9 protein-coding genes are annotated in these 17,616 nt (G+C 38.9%); 5 read left to right on the top strand and 4 right to left on the bottom strand.

The features are described from left to right. Positions 1-8: 8 nt before the first annotated feature. Together AAA943_RS16495 and AAA943_RS16490 are read right to left on the bottom strand one after the other, a co-directional pair. Positions 9-191 carry a hypothetical protein gene (locus tag AAA943_RS16495; protein WP_338225379.1) on the bottom strand — a complete coding sequence of 61 codons (183 nt, stop codon included), beginning with the start codon at positions 189-191 and terminating at the stop codon, positions 9-11. Positions 192-563: 372 nt separating this feature from the next. Then, complete coding sequence (locus AAA943_RS16490; RefSeq protein ID WP_338225378.1) at positions 564-4,706, bottom strand: NACHT domain-containing protein; 4,143 nt, start codon at positions 4,704-4,706, stop codon at positions 564-566. A gap of 1,394 nt (positions 4,707-6,100) precedes the next feature. On the opposite strand from AAA943_RS16490, the gene AAA943_RS16485 reads away from it, so the two are divergent. The 3 genes from AAA943_RS16485 to AAA943_RS16475 all read left to right on the top strand — a co-directional run bounded on the left by AAA943_RS16485 (position 6,101) and on the right by AAA943_RS16475 (position 9,726). Beyond that, entirely contained in the window at positions 6,101-7,231 is a 1,131-nt protein-coding gene (locus AAA943_RS16485) for a GmrSD restriction endonuclease domain-containing protein (RefSeq protein WP_338225377.1), read from the top strand. Continuing rightward, a complete protein-coding gene (locus AAA943_RS16480; RefSeq protein ID WP_338225376.1) occupies positions 7,224-7,715 on the top strand; it encodes a HEPN domain-containing protein in 492 nt (163 codons plus the stop codon). Before AAA943_RS16485 ends, AAA943_RS16480 begins: the two co-directional genes overlap by 8 nt. A gap of 154 nt (positions 7,716-7,869) precedes the next feature. Then, complete coding sequence (locus AAA943_RS16475; protein ID WP_338225375.1) at positions 7,870-9,726, top strand: hypothetical protein; 1,857 nt, start codon at positions 7,870-7,872, stop codon at positions 9,724-9,726. 623 nt (positions 9,727-10,349) lie between these two features. Here AAA943_RS16475 and AAA943_RS16470 read toward each other — a convergent pair. Both AAA943_RS16470 and AAA943_RS16465 read right to left on the bottom strand, forming a co-directional pair. After that, the gene (locus tag AAA943_RS16470) at positions 10,350-10,577 is read right to left on the bottom strand and encodes a helix-turn-helix domain-containing protein (protein ID WP_338225374.1); all 228 of its coding nucleotides are present in this window, start codon (positions 10,575-10,577) and stop codon (positions 10,350-10,352) included. A gap of 690 nt (positions 10,578-11,267) precedes the next feature. Further along, positions 11,268-11,402: a hypothetical protein gene (locus tag AAA943_RS16465; protein WP_338225373.1), complete on the bottom strand. Its 135-nt coding sequence runs from the start codon at positions 11,400-11,402 to the stop codon at positions 11,268-11,270. A 421-nt stretch (positions 11,403-11,823) separates the two neighbouring features. On the opposite strand from AAA943_RS16465, the gene AAA943_RS16460 reads away from it, so the two are divergent. Both AAA943_RS16460 and AAA943_RS16455 read left to right on the top strand, forming a co-directional pair. Next, positions 11,824-14,334: a TlpA family protein disulfide reductase gene (locus AAA943_RS16460; protein ID WP_338225372.1), complete on the top strand. Its 2,511-nt coding sequence runs from the start codon at positions 11,824-11,826 to the stop codon at positions 14,332-14,334. Then, a complete protein-coding gene (locus AAA943_RS16455; RefSeq protein WP_338225371.1) occupies positions 14,331-17,552 on the top strand; it encodes a SusC/RagA family TonB-linked outer membrane protein in 3,222 nt (1,073 codons plus the stop codon). Before AAA943_RS16460 ends, AAA943_RS16455 begins: the two co-directional genes overlap by 4 nt. Positions 17,553-17,616: the final 64 nt, after the last annotated feature.

Raw genomic sequence — 17,616 nt, 5'->3', positions numbered from 1 at the left:
TTGGAATATCAGTTTAGAATAGCAGGGTGTTGATTGGCATCAAATCCTTGGGGGATCTGTTTTTTCGTTTCGGCCAGTTTTCCAAAAAATTTAATGAATTGAATATCATCAAGCCAAAAAATACTCCCTTCCCCCTCACTTTTTTCCACTTTACCCCAAAAAATACCCAGTTGTGGGTATTTTTTCTTCACCCAAATTCCCTTTCTTAGCAAAACGAAGCTTTTGATAACCAGCTAAATCGATTGTGGGATAAGCCCCTTTGGATTACTAGTCGTGGATTCTACACTGGATGATCGCCCTCTCCTCGAGGAAGCCTGTCCCGTAGGATTTCGGAAAGGTATGGGGTGAGGTAGAGAAGCGAGCGTTCCCTGGTCCTGAAAAGCATCGTTAGTAGGTAGTTATGGCAGGAGCGTGTGGGGTAGGATAAGAGGCCAATTGAAAATTGGTTTGGATATTCGAGTGAAGTTACAAACTTCACTCAGCCCGAACGATGATTTGACTACACTCAGCCGGGACCCCATATGATGTTTTCTTTTGATCCTCCCATCTGTTAAATGGTTCGGTTAAAACAAATTGTTATATATTTTGATGCATTTTTTTATAGTTAAAGACTGAGGCTTAAGTTTTTCTTGGAGTACGTCATCTTTAATGTCCTCTATTATTTCATAGTTATGTCCAATATCTTCAATATTTACTGGATTTTCTTGTATTAACTTTTCCATATCCATTATGATATTTTCAGCAAAATTCGGTGATTTTTTGGCTAGCTCAATCAATGCAATTCTCACTTTACCCCAAATAGTATCTATTCTGACATTATTTGAAATTTCTTTGTCGTAAGAGAGAACAAGCAACTCTAGAAGGTAAGGAAGTGCTTCTAAAGTGGTGAAATTCACTAATTCAAAGTTTTTATAATTAAAGGGATTTATTTTATTTTTTTTAATCCAGTCAATTGAATTAACGAGCCCTTCTACCTTTCCTTGACGGAGTAGCAGACTGTTTATTGCCCTTTCTATTTCAATTGAATTATCATTTAAAGTCAGGTTTTCAAGAAATGAATCCAAATCAGCATTTAGATAATCATTTTGGATTTTTTCAAGAATAAAAAGCTGGTCATTTTCAGAGAATTTTTGAAAATATGGATATAAATACTTTGGGTCATTATTTGCAACAAAGAATTCATTTAAATCAGATAAACGGGTTTTATCTGTAATATTCTCATTTGTGATATTGTCAAATATTGAATTGAATAAGTGCTCCATTTTATTCTTAAAGGCGTAATTAAAATGACTTCTCAATGCCATAGAATTTTGAATTGCCTTGGTAAGAATATTTCTTTCAATCTGATCTTCAACTTCTTTTTTGCCGATTCTGCGTATTATTGTGGATATAGTTACAGTTTCATAACTTCCATGGGTATTGTTGCAGAAGGCTAGCATTTCTAAAGCTTTATCTTTTGAGCATGGAAAGAAGAGCTTTTCATATAAAAATGATATGTACTTTGCCCTGTGCAAATTATACATGTTCACTTCTTCACCGAATATTCGGACTAATCTAAAATCAATTGTTTCTATATTTTTTTGAAACCAATCCAACAGATAAGATAGTTGATTGTCATCTAAAAGCTCAAAAGGATCTTGTCTATGTATTAGGTCATGAATGCGGCCAATTAGGAAAGTTTCAAACTCCTCATCATTATTTACCCATTTCCAGATCTCCAGTTTTGAAGTGAGTCCACTTGATAGAACTTGCCGTATTACTTTTTTGGCAGTATGGTGGAGGTTAAGTTGTTGGCTATTCGCTAGATTTCCTTCAAAAATCGATTTACTTAAATTTTTAAGGGTTAGTTCTTCTTCTCTCCCTATAATTTCATTAATTTCATTTTTTAAGCCATCCTTATTAAACCATACTTCCAAATCCTTCTTTTTCCTATTAACATGAAGCTGTTTCGAATCAGTTGGCTTGGGGATTACGATTTTTCTGCCGGATTTGATCTCTAAATTCCTTTTAAACTCCTCATGAAACTTATTCCCTAGATTTCTTAACTTGAAAAAAATTACTTCTGAATCTTCAAATGATATTTTTCCTAAATCAAAATATTTATTGAAATCAATCATTGATGAATTGTCAATAAAATTTGATAATTCTTCTTTACTTTGATAATCAAGATTACTTCCACATTTTTTCATTACCTCATTAAATCCTTTTTGAAATGAGTTTGTTCTTCTGAAATATTCTTGAAAAACTTGATAATATTCATGTCTCCAAGTGGAAACAAGTTTTGAATTTAAAGTGATAACAAGTTTAAATAGTTTCGGAAATTCATTGTAAAAGTCAATGGCTTTAATAAGGGTGATTTCCAGGATTTTATCAAAACGGAAATTATGTTCGTATTTTTCGTTATTTGTAAATTCTTCTAATATCCTATTTAGAGTAGAAGGTAAACGAATGGATTTAAATGCAGATTCCAAGCTGATGCTTTCGGACCCGTTTCCAACGTCACTCCGGTCAGGATCACTATTCCTCTCAATTAAAAGACCCTCTAGCAAGTAATCAATCCAATCATCGGGAGATTCTAGAGAGGCGATAAATTCATACATTCCTCCTCTGATAAATTGATTGTTTCTGACTCTATATAATCTTTTTACGAACGTAATGCTTTCAAAGTCTATTATTTGTAGCCGTGCTAAAGATTCAATAAAATATTGCGACAGATGCTCGTCTTTTTGGTTCTTTTCCATTATTGGAAAGAATACTGACTTGATTCTCTCCTTTTCCCGTGAGTTTAGGTTTTTAAATTCTTTTAGGATGAAAAGGCAGCTTAATCTATGTCTTCTATGCCCGGAGCTGTTATTTATTTCAGAGACTAAATACTCAAAACTTTCATCAGATTGGGAAAAGTAGGCAATGCGGCTTTCGCTAACTCCATTTAATTTAATCCATATTGTTCTGATTTTATAATACTCAACTAGCTGTTTCAATACTTGAAATCTTAACTTTGGGGAAAATTTACCTCGTTCTATATTAAAAATGGCTATTGTATTATTTTCTAATATTAGCCTAGAAATAGGTTGAAAAATTGGGTTGGAGTTGGGTATAATATTTAGCAATAAAATTAATGTATCGAACCAGTTTGGTGCAATTAAATTGGTCCCAGGGACGCATACTAATTTTTTAATAGATGTATATTCTTGTTTTGACAAACTTTTAGCACTTAAGAAGTCTCTTATTTTATTATGTTCAAAAAGCCATTGACCGGATGATTCGTTACTACTTGGTTTAAAGATTAGTAATTGTTTTAAAAGTTCTAATTGATCATTAGGGACTATTTTCTTAATTTCCTTATGCGGTATATTGGAATAGCCTCCAATAGTCATAATGCAACTTATTTTTTCAAGTATATCCTGAATATCTTCTTTTGCAACTTTATCAGGTATACTAGAGCTGAAATGTTCGTTAAGGTCATATTCAATTCTTCTCTCGAATAAACTTTTTAGAATCTCGGATGAACTTCCATGCAATCCATTCTCAGCCAAATATTCTATAGCTAGAAGATTCAAATAATAAGGGTTTTCTGCCAATTCCAAAAGTGAATGACTATAGCAGCTGCTTATAAAATCTTCACGGTCAATTCCGTAAAAGGTGAAAACATAATTTCCAATGTCTTCCCAATCAAAACTGTTTAGTGAAGCTTCACAAAATCCAGGAAGTTTGCCTTCAAGGATACTTGAATAGAAATTTGCCCTTACAGAGATCAATATCATGATTTCTGGTTTTGATTTCAAAAAAGTGTTTAGATTTTGAATAATTGAATCCTTCTCTTTGATTGAAATCTCATCAAATCCATCAAGAATTAGTACTAACTTTTTTTCTGGAATGAATTGATGGTTTTCAGGTAGATAGTTTTCAAACTCTTTCTTAGAAACACAGTCTTTTAACTCTAAAAAAATCGGATAGGCTTTTTTATTTGTGGCTATTTTTTTTGCGACATCAATAAGTTCGTAAGTTTTTCCTAGTCCTGGTTCGCCAGTTAGAACAACTTTTCTTTCTTTGAGCAATAGATCATACAGATCTGTCTTTTCTAATTCGAGAGTGTCTTTTCTTGGCTCTTTTTTCGTGACTTTTCTTGGTAAGTATTTGTCACTTTGATTTAGGGTTTTTATGAAAGATTCAAATTCTATCAACTCTATATTTTCCAAGGTTAAATGTGCTTTCGCAAGATTTGGAAAAAAGACATTTGATATTTTTTGAATTTCGGCTTGTGAATCTCTTCCTTTTTCCCATATTTCTTTTTCAATCTCATTAAAAGACCACTCAAGAAATTCCCCTCCTTTTAAACCGTAGCTTTGTCTTCGCTTGGGTTTTTGATTTGTCGGATAGACCAAAATCAATTTCTGGATGTTAGGCCAATATTTTTTAATATCCTGAAGTGTTGATCTTATTTTTTCTACTGAAGTATCGACAGTCACTTGAATGCCAAAACTTTCATTTTCGCTTATAATATCTATTTTGGCAGCGTTCGGTCTATCGCTTTCCAAGAGTCTAAATTTTTGATCTGGGAATAAAACCTGAAATATTGAGGTTAAATATCTCTCGATGAAATGATTAATATTTGAATTTTCCTTACGGTTGGATTTATAAATATAGGAGCTTATGCCAGCAAAACTCTCCAATAATTTTGCTCTCAGTTTTTCAGAAGAGTCCATTTTTTCAGGTATTTACTTCAAGTCGATTTTTTTGCATTAGACCTCAATCTAATAAAAGTTTAATAACCAGAAACCCAGAAGAGAAATCAAGCTGTTTTTTTTGCTTTAGCTATTTTTGGATATTCTGAAGCCTGCTGACCCCCATAGAAGGATTTCAAGCTTGATTCTGGAGCATATTTCTTCGATTGTCTTTCTGATTCCTTATCATGTTGCCCTCTCTTTTCAATGCTTTTGATGTCTCATCTTTTTGCTGGTTTCTATTCGGAAATAAACGACCTTAAAATAAATACCCTTGTGTCACATCAAAATATTTCTATCTACAATTCGAATAATCCTCCCTTACCCCTCACTTTTCACCCTTTCGCCCCAATAATACCCAGTACCAAAACAAGCCGTTAAGAAACAACCTAAGTGGCTGCTTTAAGATTCGTCCAGCTTGGAGGATGGCCTATGAGAGCTGATATTGTGGATAACTTTCTCACTTTAACCCCAAAAAATACCCACAACCCGGTATTTTTTCTTCTCCAAAATTCCCTTTCTTAGCAAAACGAAGATTTTGATAATCAGCGATAGTAAGCAGGAGAAGTGCCAAGGGAATACTATTCTAGGATTCTCCACTGCATGATCACCCTCTCTTTAGGGAGAGGGGATGGCCGGAAAGCTAAAAGCCTTGGGAAGAATCTAAAAGCCCACCATTTCCACCCAAAAATCCTCCCTCCGTACTCACTTTTTTCAATTTTACCCCAAAAAATACCCACTACCCGGTATTTTATCTTCCCCAAAATTCCCTTTCTTAGTAAAACGAAGATTTTGATAATCAGCCAAATCGATTGTGGGATAAGCCCCTTTGGATTACTAGCCTTACGTTTTTGTTCTGCTCGGTCGCCCACTCTTCAAGTAAGATTGTCCCAAAGGATTTCGGAAAGGAATGGGGTGAGGTAGTGAAGCGAGCGTTCCCTAGTCCTGAAAAGCATTGGAAGTAGGTAGTTATTGCAGGAGTGTGCGGTGTAGGATAAGAGGCCAATTGAAAATTGGTTTGGATATTCGAGTGAGGTTATAAACTTCACTCAGACCGAACGATGATTTGACTACGCTCAGCCGGGTGAAGAAAGGAAGCCAATTGAAAATTGGATTTGATATAAAGGTAGAATTGCTTCCGACAGCTGTACGGAACCCACCCAGCTCCAAACCATAATTTGACTATACCCAGCGGGGGATCCTGTCGATCTGGAAATGGAAGAAGGAATCCTGATTGAAAAAATTGCGGATTAGGTATTTAAAGAACTAAACGAACTCAAAAGGTGAATATACACAAACAAATTTGACCGATTAAGTTAAGCGAAGGTGTAAAGGTAAACAAGTTAGGTACAACTTAAACCTGAAAACAAATAAATATGAAAGAAGATAATATAGTCGAGATTGAAGCTGAGGTCAATGACTCGTATTCGAATGATGATTTGTACAACATTAATTCCTGGGGAGCTGATTTATCTTTTCGGGAATTAATTACAATGTATGATGAGGAAGAACTACTCAAACCTGAGCTACAACGCTATTATGTGTGGGAAAAACCAGAAGCGAGTCGATTTATAGAATCGATTTTATTGGGATTACCAGTTCCTAGCATTTTTTTGGCGAATACAAAAAATGACAAAAAGCTGATAATTGATGGCTATCAAAGAATAATGACTGTTTACGATTTCGTAAAAAAAGGAATTTGGAGAAAAGATGGTAAAACCTTCAAGCTTTCAAACACGGATAAAATCAATGAAAGATATAGAGGTAAAGCTTTCAACGAACTAAGTGACCAAGATCAAAGGAGAATCAGGAGTACAACAATACATGCTATTGTTTTTGAGCAAAAAGCTCCTAAGGACAATGATACAAGTTTGTATCAAGTATTTGAAAGAATTAATACCGGAGGCAGGGCATTATTGCCCCAAGAAATAAGAAATTGCGTTAATCAAGGAGAATTCAATGATTTACTTTTTGAACTAAATGAAAATCTAAACTGGAGACAATTATTCGGTAAATCTGAAAAGGATTCCAGAATGAGAGACATGGAATTTATCCTTAGGTTTCTAGCATTAGATACTGATTTTATCAAAAAAAATGAGGCTTCAACAATATCCTTGAAAAAATACTTAAATGAGTTTATGGGTTCAACTAGCTCACAGACTCCCCAGATTATTGAAGAGAGAAGAGAAAAGTTTAACAATGTAATGGATTTTGTATTTCATAACATTGGTGAGAATGCATTCTTTAACATAACAGCCGGAGATGAAACAAAAATCAGGAAGCGGTTCTATCCAACAATATTTGATTCAATTTGCCCGGCAGTAGCGATAGCCCTCAGACAATTCGGAGATCAAATCCCAATACATAACCTTGAAGAAAAGCGATTAGCACTGTTAAAGGACGAGGATTACAAAAAGTATATTTCTGAAGGAACAATGCAAATTAGCCATATTCATGGACGAATAAACCTTGCTTTAAACTATCTGTTTAATATTAGCTATGAATAATCTTAATGCACAACAAAGTATTGATGTGTGCAGAGGTGAGCTTCAAAGGATTTTTCATTTGATAGAAGGTCACGGTCACATGTCTCCCATTGTGCCATTCCTGACAAATTATTCAATAGTTAGAGCTTGTGGTACAGTAGAATTTTGCTTTAAAACAATAATTTCTGATTTGCATGCGGGTCATTCATCCCAGATTCAAAATTATGTAGATAACACTATTAGAAATAGTTCCATGAACCCTAGTCGGGACAATATTTGCAAGACTTTAAGACGATTTGATGAAGAATGGAATCGGAAGTTCAAAGAAAAACTGAATTCTCATCCTAATTCCGAAAGATTGAAATCATCTATAGACTCACTGAACAATGCCAGGAACAGTTTTGCACATGGGGATAATCCTCCATCATCTTTCGAGAATATACAGAACTACTTCAATGATTGCGTTTCGATTTTGGAAATGTTAGATGAAGTTGTAAATGAATGACAAGTGCCAAACAGCACCTAAGAAAACATGGGGCGGACAGTGGTAATTGAATGTTTGATTCCCAAACAAACTTTTGTTTTAACAGACAGGTAATCGAACCCAAATGCCCCACGATTCTTAGCTGCCGACCGTTAAATCAAATTAATCAAACCATATGTGGATAGCGAAAAATACAGAATGGCATGAAAGTCACACAGAATTGACTAAATACTTTATTGAGCGAATAAAACAAAAGGTTGATCCCACAGAAGTAATTTCCAATAAACATCGGACAACAAATGGCTATACTATGATCATTGAGATTGTCACAGTAGCTGAACTAGTAAAAAGGAGGCCGAAGTTCATTAGAAGACTAAAGAGCTTATTTGATGAAGCTAAATGTAAAAAACTTAGTAGTAATGTCATAAACGATACAATCATCAAAAAATACTTTCCGGATATACAGGAATACTTTGCCAAAACTGATTTTGAAATCACAATTTCTGATAAATCATTAACAAATTTTATTCTAAAACAGAAGGTTTTTTCGGATAGACTAGCAAATTATTACCATCAGTATTTAGAAAAGGAGTTTAACTCAATTGATTTTAAAGATGGTGAATTTAGAAGGAATGCTGACAAAATAGACAAGCTAATTGATCTTTTAATTCCACTAATCCTGTACCATGGATATTCAACAACAAGCATAAGTAATATCTCGTACAGGTTCGTGGCAAAAGATAAAGGTCTCAGAAGTCCTCTAAGAATCAGAACACACTTTGATGGAAATCCGAGTGATCTCAAATTTCTATTACACGTTCCAAAAGAATCTGAAGAGTTTAAGTACATTAAGGGAAATCTCAATAAAGATCTTTTTGATCTTAAAGTTGTTCAATATGATGAAATAAAAGATGAGCTCGTACCAAGGTTGAAAGTTCAAAAAGACTATGAGTTAATTCAACTATCTCATCCTCATATTGACCCCCATAACTTTTTACGAAGTATTTATGACCAAGGTATCAAGAGATATGTTGCAAGTGGGAAGAGACTTTCTCTTCGACACTTTAACGAGTTTTTTGACAACTCATTTTGGAAATTCAGTAAAGCGAAAAACCATAAATTTGATAAAAGTAAGGTCAGCTATGATCCTATAAATGTTATTGAAAGGGTTAGCACCCTACAAGTTACTCTTAACAAAATATCGAAAGATTATGGCCTTGAATTTGATAATGATAAAGAGCTTCCAATTATTTATGATTTACACCAACCTGTCTATTATTACAATCTTGCATTAGGTTCAAAATCAATTGAAAACTCTCTTTCACTATTATGGACTTCTTTAGAATCACTTGTTCCTTATAGGACTCAAGAATCTGACATTGATAATATCAAATATTTTGTTGGGAAATCCTTATCATTTGGAGCTTTATCAAGAGACTTAATGGGATTCATCACCAGATGCGTAGAATTGAATAACTTGGACAAGAATTGTCTAGCTCATCTAGAGATCTCTTCGAGTTTCGTAAAATACACTCCAAATGGAATTTCACATTGGGCCAATTGGCTCACTACAGAGTTTGAGGTTGAAAAAGATCCATATGATACCTTTAAAGTTTATTCAAACTTGCTCTGTAAATCTTTTTGTGATCTGAATGATGCTTACTCCGGTAAAGATTCTACCAAATCAAAGGTTAAGTATTGGATTGAAAGAATAGAGTCTTCGAGAATGGCTATAGAGTATCAGCTAGATAGGATTTACTTACATAGGAATCAAATAGTTCATTCTGGAAAATTCATTAATGAATATTCAAACCTTTGGTCAAATCTTGAATGGTATGTCGGAAAATTATTGTCTTATGCATTCATTAAACTCATGCAGTCAAAATATGAAACATTGGAATCAGCCTTTATTGAACTCGAATCTGATCATGATCAATTGGCTAACATTCTAGAGGTCAACAAGGACAAACAGCTGAATGAAATTAAAGATTCATTTAACATTTTATTCAAACATCCATGGCAGGCATTTTAAATGGCTCTAACATCACCAAAGAGCAAGCGGGCAGAAAATGCTAAATTAAAAGTGATTACTTTCAAAAACCTTGGTCGTGGTGGAGAGTGAATCTGGTTATTGAAGGCTTCCCATTTTTGTACAATTCTAAAAAATAGACAAAATCAGGTTTTGATTGTGACTATCACTACTATTAAGAGTGTTAACTGTGGGTAACTTAAGAGAAGTGAATAAGTGAAGAAGGCTCGATATCGCAAATTATGATGTGGAAAATAGGTAGTTACGTTTGTGTCTATCGGGAGTGTGGTGGACGTCTGTAAGATATTAGATACCCCACATCCTTGGTTAAGCTGGCAGAGCCTGTCCCGAGTATTGATAAACATCGTACAGGCAATTTCAAAGCCTGCCCTGATTATTTCGGCGGAACAAGTAAACTCTATGCTGCCTGGATTGAATCTGAATTTCAGTTGGATTTGTAGGCTCGGATAGCTAAAAAAGTCTTGTTAGAGTTGTTCGGTAACTTCCAATAGCCACTCAATTAAAAGATTTGCAGCCCTTCCAAACCCGTTTTGGAAGGGCTTTTTGGTCGATCGATTATAACAAAACTCTGATTCTTAATAAGTCAGAATTAGTTTCAGCATTTTTTAAGAGAAATCAAAAATTTCCTTTGGTTCGACTCCCAGGCCTCTTGCAATGAGCGCTATCATGCTAATGCTAGTATTAACTTCTGCTCTTTCAATTCTGCCAACTTGACTTAATGTCAGACCAGTTCGATCCATCAACTCCTCTTGCGTAATTTTCTTTTCATTTCTTATCCTTACGATGTTTTTTCCAACTTTTGAAATGAATTCTTGATCCCTGAATTGTGCCATGAAGGAAAAGTCAGGACTATCTTAAAAAATTATTAACGCAAATTTGCGCTATTTAAATTTTTCCCCTATACTTACCAAGCCTTTTATAAGGTATTGTAAAGCTTTCGAAATCGACTGCATTTGCACTTATTCGCCTCGGCTTAGAAAACTGCCAACTTTCAAAAGGGCGCGAGAAGATAAGTGAAATGCTCACGCCATTTGGCGTGGGCTCTTCTCTTCTGTTGCCCTTGGTATGGCAGTACCTCTAAGACAGGGGGTAGAGTTACCACGCCAAACTTTTTTGGCTGGTTCTTGATCCTGGCGGTGAGAATAAAACGCAAGTATCATGGAACAGACCTTGATTTTTTCTGGATTAAGCCACTTCCCGGGAGGAATTCTCCGGAAAGGATCGCTGCCTGTGCCTTGCGTCTCTTGGGTAACCTGTTTCTTGTTTTTCAAACCTATTCGATCCAAGCTTGGATTTTCGTATTCCGGGATCATTGCCTCTGATTGGCTCTATCCCCTGAAGCCGAAAAATCCGATTTGAAGATTCAGTACCGAATCCACTTTTTCTCCCGGATTGCCCGACCAAGACCTTGTACCCTCCGGTTGGCCTACCACTCAGAATCCGGGAGTGACGTTTCCCGTCATTGCGAGATGGTCTCTTTCTGGCCAAAAGATCTAATAAGGACTAAGACCGACGAAGCAATCTCACAGATGGGAGTACTGCATAGAGTGAGACTGCTTCGCTCCGTGCCTCCGCTCGCACCTGTCCCGAAGAATTTCGGGAGTGACGACCAGATAAGCCTTTTCCACTGCAGGGGTATTTTCGCTTATCACATTCATTTATTTCTTAACCCATTGATTGCTTGGCTTATATGGAGTCAGGATGGATAGCGATTTCCTTATTTGAAATACTATGGAAATACAGTTGAAATATAACCGACTTCGGCGTCTGAAATACTGGGTATTACCAGAGTCTCCAGTATCTCACCGACCGCAGGGAGGTGTATTTCGCGCTAGCATATCTCGGTGTAGCGTTATCTCGCACAGCGTATCTCAGCGCAGCGATATCTCGCGACCGTAGGGAGCTTATTTCGCAAAGCGTATTTCAGCATAGCGGTATCTCGCGCAGCATATCTCAGCTTAGCGGTATCTCTCCCTAATCCAATCCAGCAATCAAACAACCATTTAAAGCATGAAAAATTTTCTACTCACATGCTTCCTGGCATTGCCATGCCTTTTCCAGAAAGCCAGAATTAAGTTAATGGCGATAAAAGAACGCCTTGGATTTCCCAGTCCGCCTTCCGCTTTGCGGTTTGTAGAGTCCTTGACCTATCTCGCCGCAGGCGTATTTCACGCAGCGCAGCGAAGTATATCTCGTGGAGCTTATCTCAGCGCAGCTATATTTCACCGAACGCAGGGAGGTATATTTCGCGAAGCGTATTTCAAGTCCTTAGTACCCCGTACCATTCCAATTTACTTAACGCTAATCGGCATTTGTTGTACATCACCCAGTCAGAGTCAAGTTGCTGATTCACCCGGGGCAGATTTTCCTCATAGGTCTGTCCCCAATCGGGGCGGGAATTCCCGCTCCGATACTTTCAATCACAAGGAGAATCAAGTTAAGGCCTCTAAACAGAGCGTTTACACTAGCGATGTGTCAGCAATCGACGGCGGACCCATACTTCGGTCTCCTGTCTCCGCCTGCCCGCCGTGGCGGGGTCTTCCATCTTCCAAAAACGAGACTGCTTCGCTTCGTGCCTTCGCTCGCAGTGACGACCCTTTACATTGGGAATCTGTGCAGAGCAAAGTCGAAGCATCCGACATCCGACATCGGACATCCGAAATCAAGTTAAATTTTGGTTTAGTTGATAACGACCAAGATATGGGTGCAGGGGAGGGGATCGCTGATTCCCAACCCGCCCCATTCCCAGTCTTATCAAACCAAATTTATTCAGGACGAGAAGCTTATAGCCGGAGTGCCGAAGCCCAAAGTCTTGCTTCTTGTGTCTTGAGTCTTGAGTCTAAAAAATCTGCCCCATTCCCTGTCTTGGCTTCGATTGACCAGACTGTTTCGTCGCTCCTAGGAGCTTCTCGCAGTGACGCCTCTCAATATCGGGCACTTGTCCGCCGAGGTGGATCGGTCTCCGGACACCCGACAACCCTTCCGTCTTCAATAATAGAGACTGCTTCGCTTCGTTCCTCCACTCGCAGTGACGACCCTCAACACCCGACAACCCCTCCGTCTCCCGATGCAGTTATCTGGGGAAGAGTTACCGAATATGGAAGTCGGGATCAACTCAGGCTTTTGGTCTATCCGGAGTATTTCTTTGATTCTCCTAAAGCTCCGGGTGCCAACTTGCTTTTTCTGCCCTTGAAACTGGGTAATCTGATGGAGGGGGCTTATCCTAAGTCCCGGTCCTTTCAATACAATTTATCCACTTCCCATGAACCTCAATGGATCTCTCTTTCCTTGGGCGAATCGGTTCCATTTATCAACCGCTATCGGATCGATCCCGGAGATACCGTTCAGGTTTTTCTAAATCTGGAATCCAATTCCTTGGTGTTTGCAGGACCTGCAGCGGTAAAGTTTAAGCTTCAACAGGACTTGAGCAGATTGGAAGAGGAATTTCAGGTTCGAATTCCTCCTGTTCTTTGGACAGAAAATCCGGATCAGGTTCTTATAGATTCTACCTATGCTGCCCAGTACCAAGAAGCCCAATCCACTGCGGGTCCTCTCTTGAGCTTCAAGGCCCGAAACCAAGAAGCCTTAAATGAACTGGGAAATAGGGATTTGTATGAATCTGATGGATTGTTGTATCAGTCTTGGGCATTGATCGATTCTTATAAAGAAGAGCTGCCTCAGCAGTTTCTGGATTTCTTTAAAAGGGAAGTGGAGCTGAGGGAATGGAGAAAATACCTTCTTGCCATCAACAGTCATCTTTTGTACGCCAAGCGGGAAAAAGAGAATTCAGCATTCTTTTCGGCTGTAGTCAGCTTGGCCGAAATCCAAATCGGGAATCTACAGTCGGTCCTAGCTCAGGAGGTCAGTCCTTTCTCAGCTGAAATGATGGATCTTCTGGATGTCCAATCCAGAATCAAGGCAGGCATTGCCAATATTAGCCGTTACCTCCATGACCCTGTTTCGGATCCTTATTGGAACAGAAAAATGCTGGTTCGTCTCTTCTACAAAAGCTATGATCTCATCCCTGAAGCTCCTCAATACCTTAATCAGCAACTGTCACAATTGGAGGAGTCCAGTCATAAGGATTGGTTGCAGGTACTGCTAGACCTAAAGGGAACTGGGAAAAAGGTCTCCGGATTTGAGTTTTTTGATAGGAGTGGGGCATTGATAAGCTTTGAAGATGTGGCTGAGGGCGAACTCATCCTGCTTGAGTTCTGGATTACCGGATGTAAAGCTTGCCTGGCATTTAATGAAAATACCCTGACCAAAGTCAAGGAGGAATTTGGAAAGAATTCCCCAATCCAGGTGATCACAGTTTCTGCTGACTTTACAGAAGAGCTCTGGAAGTCCAGTCTGGAATCAGGCAAATACACGCAAGAAGAGTTTGTCAATCTCTATACAGGATCTCTCAACCGCAAACATCCTTTCCTACTTCAATACGGCATCAGTTCTTTTCCCAATCGCATCCTCTTGGATGGGGAAGGGAGAATCATACAGGCTTCTCAGGTTCCTTTTCTGGCTGAGGAGCTTATTCCTCTATTGAAAACCTACCTAACTAATCCGCAATCCAAATCCCAATCTATCTTATGAAAAAGTACTTATTTATTTGGCTGGCAGGGGTGTTTTTTAGCCTCCATGGACCGGCATTTGCCCAGGAAAAGATCCGGGGCACTGTCATTGATCAATCTTCCGATGATCCCCTTCCGGGAGCCACCATCCGAGTGGAGGGAAGGCAGATTTTGGAAATTACCGATGAAAAAGGGCAGTTTTCAATTGCTCTTGAGGAAGGCAAGTACACCTTATTCATAAGCTTTATTGGTTTTGAAACCCAATCCATTGAACTGTCGGTTCCTACACAGGAGGACATCCGCATTATCCTGGCTCCATCTGATATGCAGCTGCAAGGGGTGGATGTGGTGGCAACAGGCTATCAGGAACTTCCAAAGGAACGAGTCACTGGCTCTTTTGTGACAATAGATGAGGATTTGATCAATAGAAGTGTGAGTTCGGACATCCTTTCCCGTCTGGAAAATGTAACCTCCGGCCTATTGGTAAATCCCAGAGCAGGAGCGGAGGACCGAATATCCATTCGAGGGAAGAGTACATTTTTCGCCAATTCTCAACCTCTTATTGTAGTGGATAATTTTCCCTACGATGGACCCTTGGAAAATATCAACCCAAATGATGTGGAGCAGGTGACTGTACTAAGGGATGCAGCAGCTGCATCGATCTGGGGGGCCAGGGCTGGAAATGGAGTGATTGTCATCACCACCAAAAACGGAAAGTACAATCAGCCACTACGGGTCACATTCAATGCCAACACCCGGCTATTTGAAAAACCCGATGCTTTCTATGCCCAGAACATGAGTCCGTCTGACTTTTTGGAAGTTGAAGAATTGCTCTATTCGAGAAACTTTTACAACACGGCACTCAATTCCAGAAATCAGGATGCCATCACTCCCGGAGTAGAGCTATTTCATGCCTTGAAAAACGGTGAAATTTCTCAAGAAGAGGCCGACAGACAATTGGCTATTCTTCGCACTCAGGATTTGAGGCATGATATCAACCGATACATCTATCAGCCTCAACTGGATCAGCAATATGCCTTTCAGATCTCAGGGGGTGATCAAAAACAGCGATATGGAATTTCTTTGGGCTATGACCACAGCAGAGAAAATATTCAGGGTAACGACCGGAGCCGAATTTCATTTAAAGGGAACCACGAGTTTAAATTTTGGAAAGAACGGATTACTTTTTCCAATCAGATTGCGCTTATCAGGAATAATTCGACAGTCCGGAATCAGGGGTTGAATGGATTGATCTTCAGTGGGCTGACGGAGACCTATCCCTATGCCCGCCTCGCTGATGAGCAGGGCAATCCATTGGCAGTAGTCAGAAACTTCAGACAAAGTTTTGTCCAGGAAGCTCAGGAACAGGGCTTGTTGAATTGGGAGTATTTTCCATTGAAGGATATTGGAGAGACACTCAATTCCAATTCGTCCAATGAGATTCGTTGGACCAGTGCCCTGATCGTCCAGCCTGCCAAAGGACTCACAGCAGAACTCAGTTATCAATATTGGGCAAACAATCAGGTAGGGGAGAATTTCAACAGTCAGGAAAGTTATTTTACCCGAAACCTGATCAATACCTATACCCAGATTCGTGAGGATGGATCCCTTGTATATCCGGTTCCAGTAGGGGCTATTTTAAACCGCAACACCAATGAAGGGGAAAGTCATCAATTCAGAAGTTTGCTGAGATATACCAGACAAACAGGTAAACACCAGATTAACGTTTTGGCCGGGTTTGAAGCAAAAGATTATCAGCTGAATTCCTATTCTACCCGCTTCTATGGCTATAATCCTCAATTGGCCAGTACCATTCCGGTGGATTACATTAACCCATATCCATTTTTCTACAATCCTTCCATTTCCCAGGTGATACCCTTTGCCTCAGGGCTGGGGGATCTGACCGACCGTTTCTTGTCCTTTTATGGAAATGCCGGATATACCTATGCGAATAAAGTGGATATCACGGCCAGTTTCAGAAAGGATCAGTCTAACCTTTTTGGAGTAAGGGCCAATCAACGCGGAGTTCCTCTCTATTCCCTTGGCTTGGGCTGGACCCTCAGTGAAATGGATTTCTTTGATTGGGATCATCTCCCTTTTCTAAAAATCAGATCTTCCTATGGATACAATGGAAATATAGACAAGACGCTGACCGGTGAGACTACGGCATTGTTTTTAACCAGCTCTATTTTCGGGTTTAATCCTGGGCTCCCTTATGCACGGATACTCAATCCTCCCTATCCGGATTTAAGTTGGGAACGGATAGAGATTGTTAACCTCGGACTGGACTTTGAAACCAAAAATTCCAGGCTTTCAGGATCGATAGAATACTATCTTAAAAATGGCCTGGATTTGATTGCAGATACCCAATTGCCTCCTTCCAGCGGTTTGGGATCCTTCCGGGGGAATTCAGCCAATACCAGAGGAACAGGTTGGGATATAATCCTGAATTCAAAGAATATTAAAAAGACTTGGACTTGGGATTCTCAGTTGCTATTTAGTACGAATAGGGAGACTGTCACCCAGTACCTCTTGGAAGAGCCGATCTCAAGTGTTCTTTCCAACGGAGGATTGGGTTTTGGAAGGGTATATCCTGTGGAAGGATTTCCTTTGTATTCGATGTTTAGTTACCCTTGGGCAGGACTTAATCCTGATAACGGAAATCCTCAGGGATTTCTGGATGGAAGTCCTTCTGAAGATTTTACCTCGATCATTCGGGAGTCCGGGATTGAAGATCTGGTATTTCATGGTTCCGCAAGACCAACAGTTTTTGGGGCCTTCCGAAACACATTTGCTTGGAAAGGGCTTTCCCTTTCCTTCAACATCTCCTATAAGCTAGGCTATTACTACAGGAGAAATTCTGTGCTTTACAACTCCTTGCTTCGAGGAAATCCCGGGCATTCGGATTATGCACTTCGTTGGCAAAATCCGGGAGATGAATTGGTGACCAACGTCCCTTCCGTCCCCGGCAATACCAACGTGAACAGGGACAATCTCTACAGGTTTTCCGAGGTATTGGTAGAAAAAGGGGATCATATCCGATTTCAGGATATCACTTTAAACTATCGGTTTCCTGATTTCTCAAGAGGAAACAAACCGGTCTTTTCAAACCTGGAGATCTACTCTTATATAAACAATCTGGGAATACTTTGGAAGGCATCTGATGATCCCTTGGATCCCGAATTCAGAAATCTGAATCCATTGCGCTCTTTTTCATTGGGACTTCGTGGGACCTTCTAAGCTATTCGATAGAATCAATCATTAATAAATGACACATGTTATGAAAAATCATATTTTAATTAAA

It is taken from the genome of Algoriphagus confluentis, assembly GCF_036245625.1.
Classification (GTDB): Bacteria; Bacteroidota; Bacteroidia; order Cytophagales; family Cyclobacteriaceae; genus Algoriphagus; species Algoriphagus confluentis.
This window is presented reverse-complemented; position numbering and strand designations above follow the sequence as displayed.